At 63.2% G+C, this 18,093-nt stretch carries 18 protein-coding genes; 4 read left to right on the top strand and 14 right to left on the bottom strand.

What is annotated here, in order from left to right; genetic code table 11:
* Nucleotides 1–82 precede the first annotated feature (82 nt).
* Nucleotides 83–580, top strand: coding sequence for a nuclear transport factor 2 family protein (locus PCS43_RS03030; protein ID WP_209908360.1), 498 nt, complete (start codon nt 83–85; stop codon nt 578–580).
* On the top strand, nt 577–1,410 hold the full coding sequence (locus tag PCS43_RS03035) for an SDR family NAD(P)-dependent oxidoreductase (protein ID WP_003942723.1): 834 nt from the start codon (nt 577–579) through the stop codon (nt 1,408–1,410). Before PCS43_RS03030 ends, PCS43_RS03035 begins: the two co-directional genes overlap by 4 nt.
* Here the strand turns inward: PCS43_RS03035 and PCS43_RS03040 are convergent.
* Complete coding sequence (locus PCS43_RS03040; RefSeq protein WP_007735024.1) at nt 1,372–2,328, bottom strand: DMT family transporter; 957 nt, start codon at nt 2,326–2,328, stop codon at nt 1,372–1,374. The two genes, PCS43_RS03035 and PCS43_RS03040, sit on opposite strands and share 39 nt — an antisense overlap.
* 91 nt (nt 2,329–2,419) lie before the next feature.
* Entirely contained in the window at nt 2,420–3,712 is a 1,293-nt protein-coding gene (locus PCS43_RS03045; RefSeq protein WP_374192576.1) for an MFS transporter, read from the bottom strand.
* 159 nt (nt 3,713–3,871) lie between these two features.
* Between PCS43_RS03045 and PCS43_RS03050 the strand changes: the two genes are divergently transcribed.
* Complete coding sequence (locus PCS43_RS03050; RefSeq protein WP_003942732.1) at nt 3,872–4,297, top strand: pyridoxamine 5'-phosphate oxidase family protein; 426 nt, start codon at nt 3,872–3,874, stop codon at nt 4,295–4,297.
* A 75-nt stretch (nt 4,298–4,372) separates the two neighbouring features.
* Here the strand turns inward: PCS43_RS03050 and PCS43_RS03055 are convergent, their stop codons facing one another.
* The 5 genes from PCS43_RS03055 to PCS43_RS03075 all read right to left on the bottom strand — a co-directional run bounded on the left by PCS43_RS03055 (nt 4,373) and on the right by PCS43_RS03075 (nt 10,116).
* Entirely contained in the window at nt 4,373–5,152 is a 780-nt protein-coding gene (locus tag PCS43_RS03055; RefSeq protein ID WP_081557748.1) for a nuclear transport factor 2 family protein, read from the bottom strand.
* The gene (locus tag PCS43_RS03060; protein ID WP_209908358.1) at nt 5,149–6,879 is read right to left on the bottom strand and encodes an acyl-CoA dehydrogenase; all 1,731 of its coding nucleotides are present in this window, start codon (nt 6,877–6,879) and stop codon (nt 5,149–5,151) included. The genes PCS43_RS03055 and PCS43_RS03060 overlap by 4 nt, the downstream gene beginning before the upstream one ends.
* A gap of 58 nt (nt 6,880–6,937) precedes the next feature.
* Nucleotides 6,938–7,597, bottom strand: a complete 660-nt coding sequence (locus PCS43_RS03065) for a rhomboid-like protein (RefSeq protein WP_007735016.1) — start codon at nt 7,595–7,597, stop codon at nt 6,938–6,940.
* A 22-nt stretch (nt 7,598–7,619) separates the two neighbouring features.
* Nucleotides 7,620–8,291 carry an O-methyltransferase gene (locus tag PCS43_RS03070; protein ID WP_020969392.1) on the bottom strand — a complete coding sequence of 224 codons (672 nt, stop codon included), beginning with the start codon at nt 8,289–8,291 and terminating at the stop codon, nt 7,620–7,622.
* Nucleotides 8,292–8,370: 79 nt separating this feature from the next.
* Nucleotides 8,371–10,116 (bottom strand): proline--tRNA ligase, encoded by a 1,746-nt coding sequence (locus PCS43_RS03075; protein WP_054188575.1) that lies wholly within the window; start codon nt 10,114–10,116, stop codon nt 8,371–8,373.
* Nucleotides 10,117–10,171: 55 nt separating this feature from the next.
* Between PCS43_RS03075 and yaaA the strand changes: the two genes are divergently transcribed.
* A complete protein-coding gene (yaaA, locus tag PCS43_RS03080; protein ID WP_007735009.1) occupies nt 10,172–10,915 on the top strand; it encodes a peroxide stress protein YaaA in 744 nt (247 codons plus the stop codon).
* A 12-nt stretch (nt 10,916–10,927) separates the two neighbouring features.
* Here the strand turns inward: yaaA and PCS43_RS03085 are convergent, their stop codons facing one another.
* The 7 genes from PCS43_RS03085 to cobO form a co-directional block, all read right to left on the bottom strand.
* Nucleotides 10,928–12,436: a protein adenylyltransferase SelO gene (locus tag PCS43_RS03085; RefSeq protein WP_165638318.1), complete on the bottom strand. Its 1,509-nt coding sequence runs from the start codon at nt 12,434–12,436 to the stop codon at nt 10,928–10,930.
* Between the two features lie 35 nt (nt 12,437–12,471).
* Nucleotides 12,472–12,900 (bottom strand): CBS domain-containing protein, encoded by a 429-nt coding sequence (locus PCS43_RS03090; protein ID WP_007735005.1) that lies wholly within the window; start codon nt 12,898–12,900, stop codon nt 12,472–12,474.
* A gap of 80 nt (nt 12,901–12,980) precedes the next feature.
* Nucleotides 12,981–14,477 (bottom strand): MFS transporter, encoded by a 1,497-nt coding sequence (locus PCS43_RS03095; RefSeq protein WP_003942680.1) that lies wholly within the window; start codon nt 14,475–14,477, stop codon nt 12,981–12,983.
* An 11-nt stretch (nt 14,478–14,488) separates the two neighbouring features.
* Nucleotides 14,489–15,715, bottom strand: a complete 1,227-nt coding sequence (cobA, locus tag PCS43_RS03100; protein WP_209908356.1) for a uroporphyrinogen-III C-methyltransferase — start codon at nt 15,713–15,715, stop codon at nt 14,489–14,491.
* Nucleotides 15,712–16,125 carry a cobalamin biosynthesis protein gene (locus PCS43_RS03105; protein ID WP_030535625.1) on the bottom strand — a complete coding sequence of 138 codons (414 nt, stop codon included), beginning with the start codon at nt 16,123–16,125 and terminating at the stop codon, nt 15,712–15,714. Before PCS43_RS03105 ends, cobA begins: the two co-directional genes overlap by 4 nt.
* Complete coding sequence (locus tag PCS43_RS03110; RefSeq protein ID WP_209908354.1) at nt 16,109–17,485, bottom strand: cobyrinate a,c-diamide synthase; 1,377 nt, start codon at nt 17,483–17,485, stop codon at nt 16,109–16,111. The genes PCS43_RS03105 and PCS43_RS03110 overlap by 17 nt, the downstream gene beginning before the upstream one ends.
* Nucleotides 17,479–18,093, bottom strand: coding sequence for a cob(I)yrinic acid a,c-diamide adenosyltransferase (cobO, locus tag PCS43_RS03115; protein WP_003942784.1), 615 nt, complete (start codon nt 18,091–18,093; stop codon nt 17,479–17,481). Before cobO ends, PCS43_RS03110 begins: the two co-directional genes overlap by 7 nt.

An 18,093-nucleotide genomic window follows, 5' to 3' on the forward strand; every position in this document is an offset into this window, starting at 1 on the left:
GAAAAACTACACACATGTGACTGAGGACACCCTACAGTCGATCCGACATGTCTCCGGGAAACCCAGACGAAAAGGACCGACGTTGGATCTCGCACAACGCCTCGACGCGCTCGAACAGATCGAGGAAATCAAGAAGCTCAAGCACGGCTACTGGCGAGCATGTGATGCCAAGGATCCAGTTGGGTTCCGCAACAGCTTCATCCGTTCCGGAGCGTCGATCGACTACGGCCGCCTCGGCGCCTTCGACGACGCGGGGCCGATGGCGGACATCTTCGAGAAGATCGCTCTTCGCAAGGTCGACGGCCGGTACGCGGTCCTCGACATGCATCACGGATTGCATCCCGACATCACACTGACCTCGGAGACGTCGGCGGTGGGGCGATGGGCTCTGCAGTTCCGCCAGGTCGACACCGTCGGACGCACCGAGAAGTTGATGACCGGGGAATACGACGACAAGTACGTAATCGAGGACGGTGTGTGGAAAATGAGTCAATGCCATTTCACGGAGACGTGGTCGATCACCACTCCCCTGTCCCCGGACGCTGACATCGCCGAGGGTTCGTTGGGTGGGCCGCGATGACGACGAACGGAAAAGTTGCGCTCGTAACCGGTGCCAGCCGGAGCGTCGGCAAGGGCATTGCCCTCGCTCTGGGAAGCGACGGGTGGACGGTGTACGTGACGGCCCGAGGAACCGTCGGCGACGACGGCCCACTCGATCGCACCGCAGCCGAGATCACCGAGCGCGGTGGTCACGGCATTGCCGTGCAGTGCGATCACGCCGACGATCAACAGATCGTCGACCTGTTTGCACGCATCGCCGAGGAACAGTCAGGCCGCCTCGATCTTCTGGTCAACAACGTCTGGGCCAACCCGGCGGGCTATGCCGGCTTCGCCGATCCGTTCTGGAAGAGGCCGATCGACGATTGGGATTCGCTGATCGGAATCGGACTGCGCGCCCACTACGTTGCTTCAGTGGAAGCGGCGAAGTTGATGGTTCCCCGGGGCAGTGGAGTGATCGGCAACATCTCGTCGTTCGGCACCCGCGGGTACCTGCACTCTGTCCTGTACGGGATGTCGAAGGCAGGTTTGGACAAGATGGCCGCGGACATGGCTGTCGAATTGAAGGGGACCGGCGTCACCGCACTTTCCTTCTGGCTCGGGTTGATCCGCAACGAACGCATGGAGGCGAGTGGGATCGAGAGCTTCGAAGGCTTCTCACTGGCCGAGGCCGAAACCCCGGAATTCGTCGGCCAAGTCATCACTGCATTGGCCAACGATCCAGAAGTGAACGCGCGCAGCGGTCACACACTGATCACCGCCGAGACGGCCGTCGAGTACGGAATCACCGACGCCAACGGGAAACAACCGGCGTCACACCGCAGTGCCTTCGGTGGCGGCCCGCTTTTCTGATTCATCAGTAGCAGTGGTCGCGTCGCGTGCCGGCACAGCACGCGGCGCTGCCACTCGAGCCTTCAGGGCAAGCCAGGCACACCCGATGACGACGACACCGCCGGCCACGATCGAGGGTGACAACGTCTCACCGAGTATCAGCGCCGACCAGGCAATGCTGAGCACCGGTTGAACCAACTGTGTTTGGCTCACAGTGGAAATGGGACCGATCGCCAGACCCCGGTACCAAGGAAAGAACCCGAGAAACATACTCACGCATCCCAGGTAGGCAAACGAAAGCCACGAATTCACATCGGCAGAGACCGGAGCCTGGGCCATGGACGCCACCGTCAACGCAATCGTGACCGGCAGTCCGAGAATCAATGCCCAGGCAATCGTCTGCCACGACCCGATCTCGCGGGCCAGCAACGCACCTTCCGAATATGCCAGCGCTGCACACACAACCGCGGCGAACAGAAGAAGATCAGCGAGATGAAACGAGCCGAGTCCGCCGTTTGCAATCGCCACGAACCCTACGACCGATACCGCGCCGGCGGCGCTTGCCCACCAGAATCCCTTACTGGGACGCTCTTTTCCTCGGACGACCGCAAATACCGCGGTCGCAGCGGGAAGTAGCCCGATCACGACTGCCGCGTGACTCGCCGGCGATGTCTGCAACGCAAACGTGGTGAACAGTGAAAACCCCAGTACCGCACCAACAGTCACGAGTGCGATGCGCAACCACTGCCGAAGCGTCGGAAGCGTCGCGCGAGTAACCGACAGCATCACAATCGCAAGGGCCCCGGCAACGACGGCGCGGCCCGCGCCGACGAACAGGGGGTCGAGATCCGCGACGGCGACCCGCGTGAGCGGAACGGTGAACGAGAACGCCAGCACACCGAGCAAGCCCCACCACAAACCGGATCGAGACGATGGCATCGGTAGCGGTGCCTGCGGCGCGACGATAGCGCTACTCTTCATACTCATGTTTTACGATAGCAGCAGCACGCCAACCAGCGAAACTGGTATTTCAGGTGCGCACCCGTGTGCAGGAGATCGAAATTGCTCCGAGCAGTCCGACGAGCGCGAAAGCGTAGAAGCCCCACGGCACGGCGTAACCCGCACCCAGAAGGACTCCGCCCAGGATCGGGCCACAGATCGCACCGACCCGGCCGACACCTGCCGACCATCCGAGCGCGGTCGCGCGAATCTGAGGCGGGTGATTGGCACTGGTGAAGGCGTAGACCAATACCTGCGCACTGAATACGAAGCATCCGGCGAGGAAGACCATCACGTAGATTCCGAACGACACCTTCACACTCAGAAGCGCCAGGAACAGTGCAGCTCCGGCGAACCACACGATGGCTGCAGTCCGCGGGCCGATCTTGTTCGCGACGCCCCCGGCGATCAACAGCCCGACGACGGCGCCGGCATTGAGGATCAGAAGGAACGTCAACGACGCCCCGAGGTTGTAACCGGCCTCACGCATGATCGTCGGAAGCCATGTGTTCAATCCGTAGACGAGCAGCAAGCCCATGAAACTGGTGATCCAGATGGCGATGCTGTTGCGCAGGAACTTCGAAGAGAACAGTGCGCGAACGGGATTGGCGGCTTCGGCGCGCTCAACTTCGGACGTGGGCGCAATCTCGAGTTCGACTCCGTAACGGGCAGCGATTTCCTCGGCTTCGGCACGCTTTCCGTGAGCGAGAAGGTACGACGGGGATTCCGGCAGATACCGCAACATGAGTGGAATCAGGGCGACGGCAGGAAGTGCGCCGACAACGAACATCGCTCGCCAACCGAAAGGTTCGATCACGACGAGCGCCAGCGCTGCGGTGGCAACGGCGCCGACGTGGTAGCCGGTCATCAGCATGGTCGACGCAGATCCACCGCCTTGTTTCTTCGAGAATTCGTTGACCAGAGCCAATGCCGTCGGTAGGGCGCCACCCAGCCCCACACCGGCAAGGAAGCGCAGCAGCCCGAAGATGAACGGATTGGGCGCAATTGCGCACAACAGAGTCAGAATCGAGAATGCGGCAACGGCGTACAGCAGCGCGCGGCGTCGACCGATGACGTCAGTGAGAGTGCCGATGACGAGGGCGCCGATGGTCATGCCGATGAGCCCGAAGGTCGAGATCATCGTAATCGTGCCGGTACTCAAACCCCACGCGTCGTAGTCGAGAAGCGAAGGAATGACCGCGCCGAGTACGACCAGGTCGAGTCCGTCCAGAAGCACAGCGATCCAACACAACGGTGCTACCCACATTGCGGCACGCGCCCCAGGCGAACCGGTGATTGAACTCGACTGCATATGTGCGGTCATCGGATCCTCGACATTCACTGCTTGTGGGCGTTCGCGACCGGTTGGGATCCAGTAGTTCGGATCGAAACGTGTTCGCATTACGAACGCCTGTTCATAATGAGCACATCGATTGTGTACGGAGTCACAACGCCATGTCAAACGTCGCGGTAATCTCGAGGAATGGCACTCTCCGAAAATGAGCGTGAACAGTTCCTGGCCGAACCCCACATCGGGGCGCTGTCCGTGGCGGACGGCACCGAGCGCGGTCCGTTGACCGTCCCGATCTGGTACCTGTACTCACCCGGTGGCAAACCATGGATCCTCACGGGCAAGGATTCGCGAAAGGCACGACTCATCGAGTCGGCCGGGCATTTCTCGTTGATGGCCGAAAGGCTCGATCCGACAATCCGTTACGTCAGCGTCAGCGGATCCGTCGACAAGATCGTTCCGGGCACCGACGAGATGCTGGTCGAAGTCTCGCGGCGTTACCTGGCTCCGGACAAGGTCGACGGGTATCTCGAATTCGCGCGATCGCAGTTGGGCGAACAGGTAGCGATCTACATGAATCCGCAGCACTGGCTGTCTGCGGATCTCGGGGCGATCTGACAATTCTCAGAAAAGCGAAGGCTCGGCGCGCCGGAGTGGCGCGCCGAGCCTGACCTGCATGTGGAGGGCTCTATGTCAGCTCTCGGTGAAGAAACGCACCCGATTGAGTCGATGACCGCTCGCCTCGAAGCCGAACAATGCGATGGCCGGTTCCCCGCACACGATGACGCTCGCCGTCACGGTGCGACCGGCAACCAGCATCTTGCTCTTCGTCACGCCGGTGAGCAGAGCGTTGACATCAGCGTTGGACAACTGCGTCCCCGCCGGAAGCTCGACGGGTACCGGCGGCGTTCGGCCGACAGCGGCCGCATCGAGGAACCGCGACGCTGCCTTCTTGCCTTTGTCTCCGACGCCGAAGATGCCGCGCGAGAACCCGAGCGCCCCGCCGATCCCCTGGTTCGAGAGCAACTGCGGCGTCAACTTCGCGGCCGCCTTCACCCCCGCCACACCAGCAGTCGCGAGCTGGCTCAACATCGTCGCCAATTCCCAATGCGCGTAGAGGGTTCCGATCCGCAAGGAATCGGGCTCCCCCACCAAGTCGTAGCGCAAGTGCATCGGAACGTCGAGAACGACTCCGGTCGACATCTCGGTAGCGAGGCCCAGATCGCGCCACACCGTCCGGCCGCACACGATGTCGCGCTCGACATGGAAGGTGATCGAATTGGGGGCGATGAACGTGTCGTAGAAACTCTCGATCGCCGCCTGACCGTTGTGCGGACGTGAACCTACAGGGTCGTTGACCTGTCCGTCGCCGGCAAACAGGGCCACCCAGGTCGAGCGGTCATGCGCGCCGACGGCTTTCGGGGATCCCTCCACGACGGCCATCAACTGCTCGCGCGTCACTGGCGCGGTCATGCGCGCATCTCGTATGCACCGTCGTACGCCTTGACCTGCTGCCACACCCGGTCGAAGCGTTCACTGTCGACAACAGGCTTCCGCACCGCGGCCAGGGCCCACTTCTGTTGCTCGGGTGTCGACGACGGCTTTCCGTGCAGTGCGATCGCGTATCCCGAGAAGTCACGAATCTGGAAGTCGAAGATCTGATCGACAACGTCGGCGTCGAGCCCGCTGATCTCGGCCTGTTCGAGAATCAGATGACCGTAGACGACGAGAGAGAACAGGTGCCCGACGTTGAGCATGAAATCGAGGTCCTTCTGCTGCTGCGCGTCCGGCGCTGCAGCAGTGAGCAATTCGGTGAGCGCGATCGCCTGCTCGTAAAAACGGGCGACGTTCGGAATCGAAGAGTGCTTCTCGTAGACGGGCTTCCACTCGTGGAACTGAATCTTCGCAGCGCCGCGGGTAGGCCCCTGGTTCCAGAAGAACTCGTCGTCGGCGGCGTCGTCGCGCGTGACGATCTCCGGGAACTGCGCCGAGTTGAACAGATAGTTCGGCAAGAACTTGAGAATCAGGCCGACGTTGACGTGGACGGTGCCCTCGAGCTTGGGCAGCGTGCCGATCATCTGCGCTGCCTCGCGGAAGTACGTGGACTTCTCGTATCCCTTGGCTGCGATCACATCGTGCAGCAACCCGACCAACTTCTCACCTTCGGAGGTGACCTTGGCCTTGGTCATGGGATTGAACAGCAGGTAGCGACGGTCCTCGAGGCTGGCGCTGCGGAAGTAGTCGACCGCCCGCGCACTGAACTGCTTCATCGCGATCAGACGTGAGTACGCGTCGACGAAGGCGGCGCGAACGTGGGCGAAATCCGTGACGGGATTGCCGTACAGAATTCGATTCTGCGCGTGAGTGATTGCCTCGAAGAACGCATGCTCGGTGATGCCGATGGAGCCGGTGCAGAGGTTGAACTTTCCGACGTTGACCGTGTTGAGCGCGGCCTCGAATGCGGCGACGCCGGTGTGCAGAATGTCTTCCTCGCGCACCGGGTAATCGTCGAGGCGGAAATTGCTGACATACATCTGCCCGCGCAGGACGTTGTCCACGAGCTGATAGTTCGGATGTGCACTGTCGGCGACAAAGAACACGTAGCCTTCGGGGCCCTCGACGTCGGTACGACGCCCGAACACAGACACCATTCCGGCTACGTTGCCGTTTCCGATGTAGTACTTCTCGCCGCTCGCGCGGAAGGCGACGTCGCCGTCGGTGGGAGTGAGGAGCATGTCGGTGGAGTACACGTCGGCGCCGTGGTCGCGCTCGGACAGCCCGAACGCCATGACACCACCGTCGGCAAGTTCCTGCGCTGCACGCTTCTTCGCAGCGTCGTTGTCACTCATCCAGATCGGTCCGAGTCCGAGGATCGTGACCTGCCACGCGTACCAGTACGCCAGCCCGTAGAAACCGAAGATCTCGCTCAGAGCTGCGTTGCGGGCACCGTCCCAACGACGGTTCTCGTCACCGTCGGCGAATGCCGCCGGAGTCTGGAACGTCGCGAACAACTTCTCCTTGCCGACAAATTCGAGAAAGTCGGAGACCCACACGGCGTCGAGGTCGTCCTGAAGAAGTTGCTTCTTGCCGCGGCTCTCGAACCATTCGATGGTGGCTCGCAGCAAACGGCGGGTCTCCGGATCGAACTGAGCTGGGTCGTAAGTATGGGGGTTGAAGAGCAATCCATCGGTGCCAGACACGTCATTACCTTTCGTCGATGACGCTAAACTACCAGCGGGTAACTTTCCGCGGTGCGATTCATGGAAGACCTGCGATTCTTCGCGAATGCCACAGGTCCATCGGATTCCACGTGCCGGCCCGAGCGCGCGTGATCGGGTAGCACGCCAACCCGAGCAACAACGCAGACATGTGGCCGATGGCGGTGAAATTGGTGGCGAAAATCAGAGGTACACCATAGAAGAGCAGCAACCCCGCGAGATAGATGTATCGCCACGGATCGACGATGCGGTACACCAGAATCCCCATGATGCCGGCCAGACCGTAGCTCACTCCCACGTCGAGAGTGTTGACCGCCGACTCCGCCACGTATCCGTGCCGAATACCTTCGTACAGAACACCTTCGCTGATGTACGTGGCTCCGACGTGGGCAATGACGACAACACACAACCACCGCCACGTCCCGAGCCAACGCTCAGCCGTTGCATGAAAGATGGTGAAGAGAACCAGGTATCCCAACCAACCGCCACCTTCGAGCCAGAAGGCACTCGAGAACAGGACTCGTAGCGGGTCTTCGGCCAGGTGATGCAGATTGGTCGAGCGCTTGCCGAGAAAACGCTCCTCGACATTGTCAGGCAGATGCCGCAGGAACAGTGTGGTGAACAGCAGGGCCAGCAACCAGACGTAGGTACCGGGAGCACTGCGCACCCATCGCCATGCCGCCTTTGCTGCCCCCAGCATCCTCACCGCTTCGAGTCTGCGCTCACTCGTTCACTACTGCAACGGCAAACCCGTCCCATCCCTTCGAACCCACGGTTTGAATGGCGGTGCCGTCGAGTTTCGGCTCGGCCGCGATCATCTCCAACACCGCTCGACTCGCTTTGACGCGCTCGTCGTCGATATCCGGGTTGGACACGTGTCCCCCACGCACCACGTTGTCCACGATGATGACGGTTCCGGGATGCGAAAGGGCCAACGCCCACCGCACGTACTCGGTGTTGTTCTCCTTGTCGGCGTCGATGAAGACCAAGTCGAAAGGTCCCAACTCTTCCTTCGCGATCGACGGGAGGCTGTCGAGCGCCGCCCCGACGCGGACGTCGACACGGTCAGCCAAGCCGGCGCGCTCGATATTCGCCCGAGCGACATCCGCATGGGTGGGATCGAATTCCAGCGTGATGACCTGGCCCGAGGGGCCGACCGCGCGAGCGAGCCAGATCGTGCTGTATCCGCCGAGCGTTCCGATCTCGAGAACATTGCGCGCCAGGCACATTCGCGCCAGAAGATTGAGGAGCTTGCCCTGGTTCGGCGCCACGTCGATGGGCGGGAGACCGGCCTCGGAGTTGGCGGCGAGTGCCGCGTCGAGAACCGGATCTTCACCTACCAACGTGGAGACAAGGTAACCGTCGACTTCTGCCCAATCCGGTTCGCGTTCCATAGCCACGATTGTGGCAGAAAAGAAGGGCCGCCGCAGACACCTCGGAAGGTGGCTGCGGCGGCCCAGACGACTATTCGAATCAGCCGCGAACTGCGCTGATGATCTCCTCGATCGCCGAGTCGGCGTCGATCTCACGGCTCTCGCCAGTGAAGCGGTCGCGAATTTCGACCTTGCCGTCGGCCCAACCACGGCCGACGACAACGATCAGCGGAACGCCGATCAGCTCGGAGTCCTTGAACTTCACGCCCGGCGATGCCTTGCGGTCGTCGAGGATTACTTCGAGTCCGGCACGGTCGAGTTGCGCGGCGAGGCCTTCGGCGCCTTCGCGCGCGGTCTCGTCCTTATTCGCGATGACGAGGTAGACGTCGGCCGGTGAAACCTCGGCAGGCCAGCGCAGGCCCTTTTCGTCGTGATGCTGCTCGGCAATGACGGCCACCAGACGCGAGACGCCGACGCCGTACGAACCCATGGTCGGGCGGACGGGCTTGCCGTTCTCGGCGAGGACGTCGACGGTGAAGACGTCGGTGTACTTGCGGCCGAGCTGGAAGACGTGCCCGATCTCGATACCGCGAGCCGAGACCAGCGTGCCGGCTCCATCGGGAGAGGCGTCGCCGTCACGAACCTCGGCGGCTTCGATGGTTCCGTCAGGGGTGAAGTCGCGACCGGCAACGAGGCCGACCACGTGCTTGCCGTCTTCGTCGGCGCCGGTAATCCAGCTGGTGCCGTCGACGACGCGCGGATCGACAAGGTAGCGAACGCCGTTGGCCTGCAGAGCCTTCGGGCCGATGTAACCCTTGGCCAGGAACGGGTTGTTCTTGAAGTCGGTCTCGGTGATCATCACGAACTCGGCCGGCTCGAGCGAAGCTTCGAGGCGCTTTTCGTCGACCTCACGGTCGCCGGGGATGCCGATACCGAGCAGTTCCCACTCCCCGCCGGGCAGGCGGGTCTTGACCATGATGTTCTTGAGTGTGTCGGCGGCGGTGACGGTACGGCCGAGATCAGCGCCGTTCGCCCAGTCCACCAGGGTGTCGATGGTGGGTGTGTTCGCGGTGTCGTACACCTTGGCTTCGGGCAGCCCGTCGAACGGAATCGAATCGGGAACAACAGTCTTGACGGCCTCGACGTTGGCGGCGTAGCCGGATTCGAGGCAGCGGACGTAGGTGTCTTCGCCGATCTCGCTCTCGGCAAGGAACTCCTCGGACGCGCTGCCGCCCATCGCACCGGAGGTGGCCGAGACGATGACGTACTTGACGCCCAGACGCGTGAAGATCTTCTCGTAGGCGCCGCGATGCGCCTGGTACGACTCCGTCAGGCCTTCGTCGGTCAGGTCGAAGGAGTAGGAATCCTTCATCAAGAACTCGCGGCCGCGCAGAATGCCGGCACGCGGACGCTCTTCGTCGCGGTACTTGGTCTGCACCTGGTACAGGGTGACCGGGAAGTCCTTGTAGGAGTTGTACTCACCCTTGACCGTCAGAGCAAAGAGCTCCTCGTGGGTCGGGCCGAGCATGTAGTCGTTGCCCTTGCGGTCCTTGAGGCGGAACAGGTTGGGGCCGTACTCGGTCCAGCGGTTCGACGCTTCGTAGGGATCGCGCGGGAGCAGCGCCGGCAGCAGGATTTCCTGTCCGCCAATTGCATTCATTTCTTCACGGACGACACGCTCTACCTCGCGCAGCACCCGCAATCCCAGCGGCAACCACGAGTAGACGCCTGGAGCGATACGACGCACGTAGCCGGCACGAACCAGCAGTTTGTGGCTGGCAACTTCGGCGTCCGAGGGATCGTCACGCAGGGTACGCAGGAACAGGTGGGACAGACGGGTAATCACGAGGTGTAAGGATAGTCGCCGCAGTCGGCCGAGCGGGCCTCGGTACGGTTACAGCGTGCTTGTACTGCTGCCTCCCTCAGAAACCAAGTCCGACGGCGGCAAGGATGCGCCCCTCGATCTGGCCGAACTGTCGATGCCCCAGTTGACCGAAACGCGCGAATTGCTGGTTCAGACGCTGGTCGATCTGGCCGCTGACGTCGAGGCGTCATGCGAAGCGCTCGGGCTCGGCCCGACGCAAGCAGACGAAGTGGAGCGCAATGCCAAGCTGTGGGTGTCCGCGACGCGGCCCGCACTGCAGCGCTACACCGGCGTGCTCTTCGACGCCCTCGACGCAAAGTCGTTCACCCGCGCCCAGAAGGCCAAGGCTCTCGATCGGATCGCGATCGGCTCCGCTCTGTTCGGTGCAGTCCGTGCGGGAGATCTGATCCCCGCCTACCGCCTTTCCGGCGGGTCCAAGCTGCCCGGGATGGGCACGCTCCGCTCACTGTGGAAGCCGGAGTTGCCGAAGGCCTTGGCGGCCGAAGCCGACGGCCTTGTCATCGATCTACGGTCCGGCACCTACCAAGACCTCGGACCGGTTCCAGACGCACTGATCGCAACGGTCCTCACCGAGAAGCCGGACGGCACCCGCACTGTCGTCAGTCACTTCAACAAGCACCACAAGGGTCTGCTCGCCCGTGCGCTGGTGGTCTCGCGTGCCGAACCGACCGACATCAAGGGTGTCGCGCGGGTGGCGTCGAAGGCCGGCCTGCGGGTGGAAATCGCGTCGGAGCGTGAACTGATCATCCTGACGGATTGATGGCTTCGTCTGTCAAGTGCCGCAGAAGGTTTGGAACGTCTCGCTGAAAGACCGCGGAGCCGCCTCGGTGTAGTCAGCCCACTCGTCGCGTCGGTCGAATGGATGCGTGACAACCTCCAGCAGCTTCTCGAATGGAGCGAGGTCGCCGTCGGTCGCGGCGCGCAGGGCAGCGTCGAGCCGATGATTACGCGGAATGTACAGCGGGTTGACGCGATCCATCGCGCTCGCGGTCTCCGCGGCCCCTTGTCCGTTTTCGGTCAGGGCTCCCTGCCACCGCTGCAACCAGGGCGCGATGTGCTCCCGTGGCACGAGTTGGTCGAGAGGCGCCGAATTTCCGCGCAATTCGTCTGCGAGTGCGCGGAAACTGCCTGTCCAATCAGCTCCGTGTTCCGCCAACAACGTCAGCAGATCGTCGACGAGCGCCCGATCGACAAACGGCTGGGCCAGACCGATCTTTGCCGCGAGACCGGCCGCATAGTGTCCCTCGTAGCGCTCGTCGAAGGTCTCGAGAACTGCCGACGCCGCGGAAATCGCATTGTCGGGTGCGGAATCGATCAGCGGCAACAGTGTTTCTGCCAAGCGCGCCAGATTCCACTTCAGTACAGCGGGCTGATTGCCGAACGCATAGCGGCCCCCGTGGTCGATCGAGCTGAACACTGCCGCCGGATCGAATGCGTCGAGGAAGGCGCACGGACCGTAATCGATGGTCTCTCCCGAAATTGTCGTGTTGTCGGTGTTCATGACCCCGTGCACGAAACCGATGAGCATCCACCTCGCCACCAGTGACGCCTGCGCCTCGACGACCGCCTCGAGGAACCTCAGATAGCGATTGTGTGTACCCGTTGACGGAAGTTCGGTCAGCTCCGGGTAGTGCCGGGCGATCGCGTAGTCGGTGAGCGGCTGCAAGACCTCGCCCTGCCGGGCCGCGAACTCGAAGGTCCCAACGCGTAGGTGACTCGACGCGATCCGTGCAAGCACGGCACCGGGTTCTGCGCCGTTGCGGCGAACGTCTCGGCCCGTCGCCACCACCGACAGCGCGCGCGTAGTGGGGACACCGAGGGCATTCATCGCCTCGCTGACGAGATATTCGCGCAGCATCGGCCCTACGACCGCATACCCGTCGCCGCCCCGAGAGAACGGTGTGCGCCCGGAGCCTTTCAGATGCAAGTCCACTCGCTGCCCGGCACTGCTGACGAGTTCGCCGAGTAACAACGCCCGACCGTCTCCGAGAATTGGTGCATACCCACCGAACTGATGACCCGCATACGCCATCGCCACCGGTGTGGCCCCGTCCGGCACCGTCGACCCGGACAGGACGCCGATCCCGTCCACACTTCGCAGCGCTGCTACGTCCAATCTCAACGACGCAGCCAGCTGCTCGTTCACCACGAGCAACTGCGGGTCAGGGGCGGCAGCACCTTGCCACGGCACCGTCAGAGCGCCGAGTTCGTCGGCGAACGTGCTCTCGAGGCCGGCCACGATGGTGACCGTGTCTGCTGTGGATTCCTGGAATGCGGCCATCACACGAGAGTAGTCACCGTGCGACAACCTATCGATCAGCCCTGATCGATGTACGACTCGAGCTGATCGCGTTCGCTCTTGAGCTCGTCGATGCGGCTCTTCACCACGTCACCGATACTGACGATGCCGAGGAGGTTGCCGTCCTCGATCACCGGCAGATGCCGGATTCGACGCTCGGTCATGATCGCGGCAATGCTGTCCACTGCGTCTGCCGGAACGCACGTGTACATCAGAGCGGTCATGACCTCGGAAACCTGGATCCCGAGAAGGTCCGGGCCACGCTCGTGCAGGCGTCGAACGACATCGCGTTCGGAAATGATGCCGACCACCGCATCGTCGTCGACCACCACCATGGCTCCGATGTTGTGGCGGGCAAGATCGCACAGCAGCCCGTTGACCGTCGTGTGGGCGTCGATCGTGACGATGCTGTTGCCCTTGTTTCGCAATATGTCCGCGATCCGCATCACGGCACCCCGATCCGTCGAGACTCTCGGCACGTCCTGCAACGATCGTATCGGCTAGCGAAGCGGAAAAACAGGACTGATCAGGCGATTCCCTGAGCTGCCTTCTCCGCAGCCTGAGCCTGGGCTACCTGAGAAGGTGTGAACCTGATGCACAGCGCCGCGATACCGGCGAACACGGCGCAGACCGCGCAGCCCACAAGTGCGAAGGTGTACCCCTCTCCGAGTGCAATCAATTGCGCCGGATTCATGTCCGCTGCCTTGCCCGAAGTGCCGCCGAGCGAGAGCGTCTTGGACGTCGCCATTGCACCGATCACCGACAGCGCCAATGGTCCACCGAGCGTCTGGGCAACTTGGGAGATTGCGGTCAGCGGGCCGATCTCGGTCTCCGGGACACCGGCGATCGCGCACAGTGGCAAGGGCACCATCGCGAGGCCGATACCGAATCCGATCCCGATCACGGGCACGAACAAGTTGGCCAGGTAGGTGGAGTCGGAATCGAGAGTAGAGCCGTAGAGGAGTCCGACGATCATGATCACGACGCCGGTGAGGACCAGCCAGCGGGGTTGAACCTTCACGGCGAGCTTGGAAGCAACCGACGCGGCGGCGCCCAATCCGAACGCGAACGGAATGAACGCGATACCGGCACGCAACGGCGAATACTGCATGATGTCCTGCACGAACAGCGCGACGAAGGCCGTCATGCTGAACATCGCGCCACCGACGAAGAAGATGGCGAGGAACGTCGCGACACGGTTGCGATCGGCGAACAACGAGAAGGGCAAGAGCGGGTTGTCTGCAGTTCGCTCGACAAAGAGGAAGGCGGCGAGGGCGACCAATCCGGCCGCCAATGCACCGATGACGGCGATGCTCCCCCATCCCATTTCCGGGCCTTCGGTGAGAGCAAAAACAACACCGGTACAACCGAGGGTCGCGAGGATCGCGCCGGGGACATCCAAAGCCAGACGCGTCTGATTCGTCTCGCGAAGGGCGCGGAACGCCATGCCGACGAGCGCGATGCCGATCGGGACGTTGATGAGGAAGATCAGACGCCACGACACCTCGGTCAATGCGCCGCCGATGATCAGACCGGCGATCGATCCGACGCCCGTCATGGCGGCAAAAATCGCGATGGCCTGATTACGAGCCGGACCCGCGGCGAAAGTCGTGGCAACAAGGGCGAAGGCAGTGGGCGACGCCACGGCTGCGCCGACACCTTGAAGCGCCCGCGCTGCGATCAACATGCCCTCGTTCAGGGCGAGTCCACAGAGCAACGACGCCACCGTGAACAGCGAGACTCCCGCGATGAACATCTTCTTGCGTCCGAACGCGTCGCCGAGCCGACCACCGAGGAGCATGAGCCCACCAAACGCAAGCGCGTAGGAGGTCAACACCCAGTTGCGGCCGCTGTCGCTCAGCCCGAGGTCGGCCTGCAATGGCGCCAGAGCGAGGTTCGCGACAGTACCGTCGAGCACCACCATCATCTGCAAACCACTCAGGACGATGATGGCAAGCCCGATGACTCGAGTCGCTACCGGGGCATTCGCCGAAGCGGTTTCAGATGTTGGGGAGTCAGACACAAGACTTCACGTTACCCAGCGTCGACGGAAAAGCCCGCGACCGGCCCGATCACGATGATCGCCGGAGGCTTGATCTCATCGTCCTTGACGCGCTGAGCAACGGTCGCCAGATCGGCCCGAAGTTCACGCTGGGTGCGCAGCGTGCCCTCTTGGATGACGGTGACCGGCGTGGTTGCCGGGCGTCCACCGTCGACGAGTGCCTTCGCGAACTGATCGATGCGCTCGACCGCCATGAGCAGCACGATCGTGCCGCGCAACTTGGCCAGCGCCGACCAGTCGACCAGCGAATCCGGATGATCCGGAGCCACGTGCCCACTGACGACGACGAACTCGTGGGTGACGCCGCGGTGGGTGACCGGGATGCCTGCGGCCGACGGGACCGAGATCGCGCTCGTGATTCCGGGCACTACGGTCACCGGAACGCCGGCAGCGGCACACGCTTCGAGTTCTTCGTATCCCCGTCCGAAGACGTACGGGTCCCCGCCCTTGAGGCGGACCACGAACTTGCCTGCCTTCGCGTTGTCGATCAGCGCGGCGTTGATGGCCTCCTGAGCCATGGCACGGCCGTACGGGATCTTCGCGGCGTCGATCACCTCTACGTCCGGACCCAGTTCGGCGAGCAACTCCGGCGGAGCCAATCGGTCGGCCACGACGACGTCGGCGCGGGCGAGCAAACGGCGTCCGCGCACGGTGATCAGATCGGGATCACCGGGGCCACCACCGACGAGAGCAACACCCGCAGCGGCAGGCTCGGCCGTATCGGCGAGCACGCCCGACTGAAGACCTTCGACGACGGCGGTGCGGACTGCTGCCGAACGGCGGTGATCGCCGCCCGCCAGAATTCCGATGCTCATACCGTCGTACTCGGCGCTCGCGGGAGTGACGGCGGTGCCGTGCTTCGCGTTGTCGGCGCGCACGCAGAAGATGTGGCGACGCTCCGCTTCGGCGACGATCGCCGCATTGGTTTCCGGCTCGTCGGTCGAGGCGATGGCGTACCACGCACCTTCGAGGTCGCCGTCGGCGTACGGGCGCTCTTCGACCGTGATCTGACCGGCAGTGGCCATACCTTCGACGGCTGGAGTGAACGCGCGACTGATGACGTGAACGCGGGCACCAGAGGCGACCAGCAGTCCGAGTCGGCGCTGAGCCACAGTGCCGCCGCCGAACACGACCACGCGTCGATCGGTCAGGTTGAGGCCGACCAGGTAGTTGGTCTCGTCTGCGGTGGACTCGCTCACTCGCACTCCGTTTCGTTGTCAGAATTGGTCAAGCTGGAGGGAACTTTACGGGCCGCGGCCACGGTCACTCCATCCCTGGCAGTCTTGGCCAGCACAAGTCGGCCGCCCCCGGACGCGAGGATCGCAGCCGCTTCCGCGACGCTTGCCGTTCCGACGGCGTTCTCGACGCGAGGCGATGGTGACGGAACTTGAACTCGCGCAAGTACGTCCGGGGCGAAACTCACAATCGGGACGTTCAGTTCATGGGCCGCTGTCAGAAGAGCCGAAGACTCAGCTTTTGCCGCCACAGTGGCGAGTACCACGATCTTCCCTTGCGCCGCCGGCACAGCCTTCACCGCAGCGACGATGTTCTTCGCGGTGACACTCGTCGTGAATCCCACGCCTATACAGAGGTCATCGCCGTGCGGCATCGACGAACTTCGCGATCGATTCGGGCTGCCCCACCGGATGAGTGTGGAGATACGACGCGTGGACGCCGCCGCGAACAAATCCTTCGCGGACACTGCCGCCGTCCCAGGGCCGCCACCCCCACGCACTTCCGCAACCGTCCGCGTCTGCCGAGACGAGAGACGTTCGGTGGAACTCGTGACCGGTGACGCGGGAGCCTGCTTCGAAGAGGCTGGAGTCGCTGATCGCCACTGCTTCGCGGTACCCGAGGGTCAGGCGTTTCCCGAATGTCGCATCCACCCCGACAACACCGGCCATGCTGTGACCGTCCAAGCTGCGAGCGAGGTAGAGCAGACCGGCACACTCGGCGTGGATCGGTGCGCCGCCGTCCGCCAGATCGCGAACCTGCTGCAGCAGTACGGTATTGGCCGCAAGGTCTACCGCGTGTTCTTCCGGGAAGCCACCGGGAAGGACCAGAGCGGCAGTTCCCGCAGGAAGCTCGTCCCGCAACGGGTCGAACACCTGCACGTCCGCGCCGGCAGCAGTCAACAGCTCCCGGTGCTCGGCGTAGCCGAAGGTGAAGGCCGGGCCACCCGCCATGGCAACCACAGGCCGAGACTCCGCGTGTGCGCCGACCTCGCCAACCGGATCCCATGCAGCTGCACTCACGTTCGAGGCGGCCAGTGCGCGAACAGCACCCAGATCGACGTGCGAGGCAATCAAATCGGACATAGCGTCCACTGCGGCCACAGCGGCGGCGCCGTGCTCGGCCGCCGGAATCAGGCCGAGGTGCCGGGAGGGAACTTCGAGTTCCGTCAACCGTGGCACAACTCCGAGCACTGCGACGCCGACCTTGTCGCACGCATGACGCAACACCTGCTCGTGACGAGCGCTCCCGACGCGATTGAGAATGACGCCGCCGATGCGCACACCTGCGTCGTAGGTCGCGAAGCCGTGGAGTACGGCGGCCAGACTCTGACTGTGCCCACGGGCGTCGATCACGAGCACTACCGGCGAACCGAGGATCGACGCGACCTGCGCCGTCGATCCCTCCGCCGACGGCTGCGAGTTTGCCTCGTCGATCTTCCCGTCGAACAGACCCATGACGCCTTCGACCACGGCGATGTCGCAACCAGCGGTTCCATGCCGGTAGAGCGGTCCGATGCGATCCGGGCCCACCAGAACAGTGTCGAGGTTGCGTCCGGGCCGCCCTGCCGCGAGTCCGTGATAACCCGGGTCGATGTAGTCCGGCCCCACCTTGAAGGGTGCAACGCTGCTACCGGACCGTCGCAGCGCGCCGATCAATCCCGTTGCCACCGTGGTCTTTCCGCTACCCGAGGCAGGAGCGGCGATCACCACGGCCGGAGTGGAAGGACTTACCATTCGATGCCCCGTTGGCCCTTTCGGCCGGCATCCATCGGGTGCTTGATCTTGGTCATCTCGGTCACGAGGTCGGCGGCGTCGATCAACGCCTGCGGGGCGTCGCGTCCCGTGATGACAACGTGCTGGTTGCCCGGACGATCGCGCAGTGTCTGCACGACCTCGTCGACGTCGACCCAGCCCCACTTGAGCGGATAGGTGAACTCGTCGAGGACATAGAATCGATGTTCCTCGCTCGCAAGCCTTCTCGCGATCTCCTGCCAACCCTCCGCAGCGGCAGCAGCATGATCTTCCTCGCTACCGGCCTTGCGTGTCCATGACCAACCTTCGCCCATCTTGTGCCACTGCACCGGCCCACCGACGCCGGTTTCGTCGTGCAGGTTTCCGAGCGCGCGGAACGCGGCTTCCTCTCCGACCTTCCACTTGGCACTCTTCACGAACTGGAACACGCCGATGTCGAACCCCTGATTCCAGGCACGCAGCGCCATGCCGAAAGCGGCGGTGGACTTACCCTTTCCCGGGCCGGTGTGCACGGCAAGTACCGGCGCGTTACGACGCTGACGCGTGGTCAGACCGTCGTCGGGAACTGTCTCGGGAACACCCTTGGGCAT

It is taken from the genome of Rhodococcus sp. C-2 (assembly GCF_027854095.1).
Classification (GTDB): domain Bacteria; phylum Actinomycetota; class Actinomycetes; order Mycobacteriales; family Mycobacteriaceae; genus Rhodococcus_F; species Rhodococcus_F qingshengii.

Excerpts from the sequence above, each read along its gene's own strand:
- PCS43_RS03035 (WP_003942723.1), top strand. The coding sequence starts at position 577 with ATGACGACGAACGGAAAAGTTGCGCTCGTAACCGGTGCCAGCCGGAGC.
- PCS43_RS03040 (WP_007735024.1), bottom strand. The coding sequence starts at position 2,328 with ATGCCATCGTCTCGATCCGGTTTGTGGTGGGGCTTGCTCGGTGTGCTG.
- PCS43_RS03045 (WP_374192576.1), bottom strand. The coding sequence starts at position 3,712 with ATGACCGCACATATGCAGTCGAGTTCAATCACCGGTTCGCCTGGGGCG.
- PCS43_RS03050 (WP_003942732.1), top strand. The coding sequence starts at position 3,872 with ATGGCACTCTCCGAAAATGAGCGTGAACAGTTCCTGGCCGAACCCCAC.
- PCS43_RS03055 (WP_081557748.1), bottom strand. The coding sequence starts at position 5,152 with ATGACCGCGCCAGTGACGCGCGAGCAGTTGATGGCCGTCGTGGAGGGA.
- PCS43_RS03065 (WP_007735016.1), bottom strand. The coding sequence starts at position 7,597 with ATGCTGGGGGCAGCAAAGGCGGCATGGCGATGGGTGCGCAGTGCTCCC.
- PCS43_RS03070 (WP_020969392.1), bottom strand. The coding sequence starts at position 8,291 with ATGGAACGCGAACCGGATTGGGCAGAAGTCGACGGTTACCTTGTCTCC.
- PCS43_RS03085 (WP_165638318.1), bottom strand. The coding sequence starts at position 12,436 with ATGGCCGCATTCCAGGAATCCACAGCAGACACGGTCACCATCGTGGCC.
- PCS43_RS03090 (WP_007735005.1), bottom strand. The coding sequence starts at position 12,900 with ATGCGGATCGCGGACATATTGCGAAACAAGGGCAACAGCATCGTCACG.
- PCS43_RS03105 (WP_030535625.1), bottom strand. The coding sequence starts at position 16,125 with ATGCCGCACGGCGATGACCTCTGTATAGGCGTGGGATTCACGACGAGT.
- PCS43_RS03110 (WP_209908354.1), bottom strand. The coding sequence starts at position 17,485 with ATGGTAAGTCCTTCCACTCCGGCCGTGGTGATCGCCGCTCCTGCCTCG.
- cobO (WP_003942784.1), bottom strand. The coding sequence starts at position 18,093 with ATGCCCAAGGGTGTTCCCGAGACAGTTCCCGACGACGGTCTGACCACG.